This is a genomic window from Candidatus Agathobaculum pullicola, assembly GCF_052117205.1.
Taxonomy (GTDB): Bacteria; Bacillota; Clostridia; order Oscillospirales; family Butyricicoccaceae; genus Agathobaculum; species Agathobaculum pullicola.
Map to the genome: position 1 here is coordinate 1 of NZ_JBQKJP010000129.1, position 424 is coordinate 424.

The 424-nt window shown below is 49.3% G+C and carries 1 protein-coding gene; it reads right to left on the reverse strand.

Going from position 1 to position 424, the window contains the following annotated elements:
- Positions 1-12 precede the first annotated feature (12 nt).
- The coding region (locus ACTQ3V_RS15730; RefSeq protein ID WP_441468307.1) for a DDE-type integrase/transposase/recombinase at positions 13-424 on the reverse strand (412 nt) is incomplete at its 5' end.

The following is a 424-nucleotide window of genomic DNA, read 5'->3' on the forward strand; positions in this document are numbered from 1 at the left end:
CAACTTACTTCATCAAGCGACCTGACTCCGATTTTTTATCCACCGCAAACGTTTAACAAGTGGAGGCAGATTATTCTCGTTGGCGGTGTTGCGTCGGAGGCGGTTGTAATACGTTTCGATCCAGCGAAAAATCAACTGTCGAACCTGTTCCCGTTTCATTGAAACGCAGTGAAGCCGATAAATCAACTCCTTTTTGAGCGTCGCAAAAAAGCTCTCCATTCGCGCATTGTCAAAACAGCAATGTGTGCGTCCCATACTTTGACGAATGGATTCATGCTGAGCGAGCAGCGTACGGTATTCCTGGCTGGTGTACTGGCTGCCATGATCAGAATGAAGGATCAAACCGGTTTGATAGCCATAGCGGGAAACTGCATCGCGCAACGCATCACAGCATAAGCTGGCGCGCATATGGGGGCGCATCGCA